This window comes from Rhodococcus sp. R1101 (assembly GCF_000278445.1).
GTDB classification, from domain to species: domain Bacteria; phylum Actinomycetota; class Actinomycetes; order Mycobacteriales; family Mycobacteriaceae; genus Rhodococcus; species Rhodococcus gordoniae.
On record NZ_AJVB01000358.1, the window covers coordinates 1 to 3,968 of the forward strand.

Annotated in this window: 4 protein-coding genes; 2 read left to right on the forward strand and 2 right to left on the reverse strand. The window is 69.6% G+C overall.

All coding sequences use genetic code 11. The annotated features are described in order from the left end of the window. Positions 1–781: PspC domain-containing protein (locus tag R1101_RS0117740; protein WP_232284781.1), on the reverse strand; the 781-nt coding region annotated here is incomplete at its 3' end. Positions 782–905: 124 nt separating this feature from the next. Between R1101_RS0117740 and R1101_RS0117745 the strand changes: the two genes are divergently transcribed. Both R1101_RS0117745 and R1101_RS0117750 read left to right on the forward strand, forming a co-directional pair. Then, positions 906–2,327: a PspC domain-containing protein gene (locus R1101_RS0117745; RefSeq protein ID WP_016934703.1), complete on the forward strand. Its 1,422-nt coding sequence runs from the start codon at positions 906–908 to the stop codon at positions 2,325–2,327. Then, positions 2,320–2,553, forward strand: a complete 234-nt coding sequence (locus tag R1101_RS0117750; RefSeq protein WP_016934704.1) for a hypothetical protein — start codon at positions 2,320–2,322, stop codon at positions 2,551–2,553. The genes R1101_RS0117745 and R1101_RS0117750 overlap by 8 nt, the downstream gene beginning before the upstream one ends. Before the next feature lie 108 nt (positions 2,554–2,661). Here R1101_RS0117750 and guaA read toward each other — a convergent pair. Next, the coding region (guaA, locus tag R1101_RS0117755) for a glutamine-hydrolyzing GMP synthase (RefSeq protein ID WP_026003416.1) at positions 2,662–3,968 on the reverse strand (1,307 nt) is incomplete at its 5' end.

The following is a 3,968-nucleotide window of genomic DNA, read 5'->3' on the forward strand; positions in this document are numbered from 1 at the left end:
TGCGTGCCAGACGCACGACCTCCTGCTGGTCGCCTGCCTGCTTCTGGATGAGTGCGAGCGTCTGGAGCACCGAGTCGTGCAGGTGCGACGCGATCTCCTCGCGCTCCTCGTTGCGCACCCGGGCGGCGCGCTCGGTCTCGAGCGCACGCCACATCCGGATCCACAACGGCACCGACAGCAGTGCGGCACCGACCAGCGTGACCACCACCGCCACCAGCGACGAGCGCAGCGCCGCGACGTCGACCTGTGCGATGACCATCACCCCGAGTCCGGTGACGACGAGGGTCAGTCCACCGAGCACGCGAGCCCAGGTGAGGACCGTCGGGTGGGCGGGCAGACCGAGTACCGATCTGGGCCCTTCGACGTCGAACTCGCGCCATACGAGCGCCGCACCCACGACGACCACGACGATCGGGAACACCACGCCGGCGGCACCACCGCTGAACAACCACGAAAGACCCACTGCCAGACCGACACCCATGAAGGCGAGGCCGATGGCGCGACGACGTTCGGGGCCGGTGGGGCGATCGGTGTCGGAGCCCGGGGGCACGAACATCCACAGCAGGCCGTAGGACGCGATCCCGAATCCGCCGAGAGCGGCGAGCACCGTGAACGCGACCCGCACCTTGGTGGCGTCGATGCCGAGGTGGTCGGCGACACCGCCGGCCACGCCACCCACGATACGACCGCCCACCCGCCGTTCGAGGCGGGGAACGGTCACGGGTAATCCAGGTACCGGTTGCACACCTCGATACTGGCACGGAGATCGCCGGCCCGGCATCGGGGACGAACCCTGATGTCCGGGTTCCGATCGGGTCCCCGGAAATCAGGGTTGGTCCCTGATGTGCCGCGCGCGGAAGCCCAGCAGGATGGGTGCCATGGACACGAGGAGCTTTCAGGACCAGGTGGCGGACATGTGGCGGACCCGCCCCGTGCGCCTGCCGAAGGAAGGGCACATCGCGGGTGTGTGCTCGGGTATCGGAGTGCGATACGGCATCGATCCCGTGCTGATCCGTGTCGTGTTCGTCGCCTCGGCACTGTTCGGCGGTGGCGGTCTCGTCCTCTACCTGGCGGCCTGGCTGCTGTTCCCCCGTCACGGCGACCAGGTCTCCTCGCTCGAATCACTCGTCGGGCGGGGTGCGAGCTCGGACTCGACCACCAAGGTCGTCGTGATCCTCGTGGCCCTGGCCATCGCGGCTGGGGCCATCGGACCGGTGGGCGCGGGCTCGGGTGGTTCCGGCTTCATCGGAACACTGCTCATGCTCGGCGGATGGTGGCTGCTCTACCAGCGGCGTCCCGAGCCGCCCCTGTTGCCTGTAACGGACGGATCGTCCTTCTCGAACCAACCGGCCTTTCCTCAGCCTCCGGTGACGAATCCGTACCACTACCCGTGGAGCGCACACACCGGTGCATGGAACATGCACGCGGGCCCGGCGGCCACGGAGACACCGGCCGGTGAAACAACCCGCTCGGAGACGAGCGGCACAGAGGTGGCCACGCCTTCGCAGACCGCCGACGCGACGGAGGTCGTGAACACCACCGGCGCAACCGACACCGCGGACACCACGGAGAGGAAGACGTCCCCGATGCCCGACCTACGCAAGGACACCGACGCTCCGCTTCCGGGTGCCGACGCGCTCTCGCCCCGACGGCCGTCACCGCCGGCATGGGATCCCCTCGGGGTCGCCCCGTTCGCGTGGGACCTGCCCGAACCCACACCGACACACCAACCTGCGGTCGTCACGAACCGCCGTTCGCGCCTGACCACCACGGTCATCGGTCTGGCCGTCATCGCCGCTGCCGTGACCGGCGCCCTCGGTGCCGCCGCCGACCTGGCCTGGGTGACCCCGGCCCGCGTAGGTGCCGTGGCCCTCGCAGTCATCGGTCTGGGCCTGCTGATCGGCGCGTTCCTGCACCGCGGTCACGGACTTCTCGTGGTGACCGGGCCCCTGCTCGGATTCGTCGTCCTCGCCTCGATCGCCGGACCCGTCGATACCTCGAACTGGGGCAGCCGGACCTGGGCGCCGGCGAACGGGGACCAGCTGCAGGCCGAGTACAGCTCGCAGTTCGGCGCGATGACCCTCGACCTCCGGCGACTCGAACTCGCCGAGGACCGCACGGTGCAGGTCGACGGCCGGTTCGGCAGCGTCGAGGTGCTGCTGCCGGAGAACCTCGACGTCCGCGCCGACTGCACGATCGGCCCGGGTGAGATCAAAGGATGCCCCGGCCCCGGCATCGACGGCGGTGCGGACGGAGTGGACGACGGGCCGGTCCTGAACCTGAAGGCGAACATGGAATTCGGATCTCTGGAGGTGCGTCGTGGCTGATCACGAAACCGGAACACACACCGAGGATCGGGCCGAACGCATGCGCACGGGACCGTCGCTCCTGCTCCTGCTGGCCGCACTGGCAGCGCTGGTCGTGAGCGGATGGGCCATGATCGGACCGTTCTCGGTCGAATTCCTCGCGGCCGTCGACCTCGGATGGGTCCTGGTGGGCGCGGCACTGCTGATCGGAGCGGTGCTGGTCTTCCTCCCCAACCGCCGGAGATAGCGACCCCACCTACGCGACGTCCCCCGGACCGAATCGGTCCGGGGGACGTCGCCGTCTCACCGCTTCCGGCGAGCGCAGATCACTCCCACTCGGTCACACGAGCGGGGATCACTCCCACTCGATGGTTCCCGGGGGCTTGCTCGTCACGTCGAGCACCACGCGGTTGACCTCCGCCACCTCGTTGGTGATGCGGGTGGAAATCCGCTCGAGGGTCTCGTAGGGCAGGCGCGTCCAGTCGGCGGTCATCGCGTCCTCGCTCGACACCGGGCGCAGCACGATCGGGTGACCGTAGGTGCGGCCGTCGCCCTGCACGCCCACGCTGCGGACGTCGGCGAGCAGCACGACCGGGCACTGCCAGATCTGCCCGTCGAGACCGGCGGAGGTGAGCTCCTCCCGGGCGATCGAGTCGGCGCGGCGCAGGATCTCGAGGCGCTCGCGGGTGACCTCGCCGATGATGCGGATGCCGAGACCGGGGCCTGGGAACGGCTGGCGTCCGACGATCTCCTCGGGCAGACCGAGCTGACGTCCGACCGCGCGCACCTCGTCCTTGAACAGCAGGCGCAGCGGTTCGACGAGCTCGAACTCGAGGTCTTCGGGAAGCCCACCGACGTTGTGGTGGCTCTTGATGTTCGCGGTACCGGAACCCCCGCCGGACTCCACGACGTCCGGGTACAGGGTGCCCTGCACGAGGAACTTCACGGTCTCGCCCTTGTCGGCACCCTCACCGAGCACCTCGGCGACCGCACCCTCGAAAGAGCGGATGAACTCGCGGCCGATGATCTTGCGCTTGGTCTCGGGATCGGTGACGCCGGCGAGCTCGCGCAGGAACGTCTCGGACGCGTCGACGGTGATCAGACGGGCACCGGTCGCGGCGACGAAGTCCTTCTCGACCTGCTGCCGTTCGCCTTCACGCATCAGGCCGTGGTCGACGAACACACAGGTCAGACGATCACCGATGGCACGCTGCACCAGCGCGGCGGCCACGGCGGAGTCGACACCACCGGACAGACCGCAGATGGCACGACCGTCGCCGATCTGCTCGCGGACCTGCTCGACGAGCGCGTCGGCGATGTTCGCGGCGGTCCAGTCGCCCGGGATGCCGGCGATGTCGTGCAGGAACCGGCTGAGCACCTGCTGACCGTGGGGCGAATGCAGCACCTCGGGGTGGTACTGGACCCCGGCGAGGCGGCGGGCCCGGTCCTCGAATGCCGCGACCGGAGCACCGGCGCTGGTCGCCGTGACCTCGAAGCCCTCGGGCGCCTCGGTGACACCGTCGCCGTGGCTCATCCAGACGGGCTGCGTCTCGGGGAGGCCGTCGTGCAGCACGCCACCGGCCACCGACAGTTCGGTGCGGCCGTACTCGCGCGAACCGGTGTGCGCGACCGTGCCGCCGAGCGCCTGCGCCATGGCCTGAA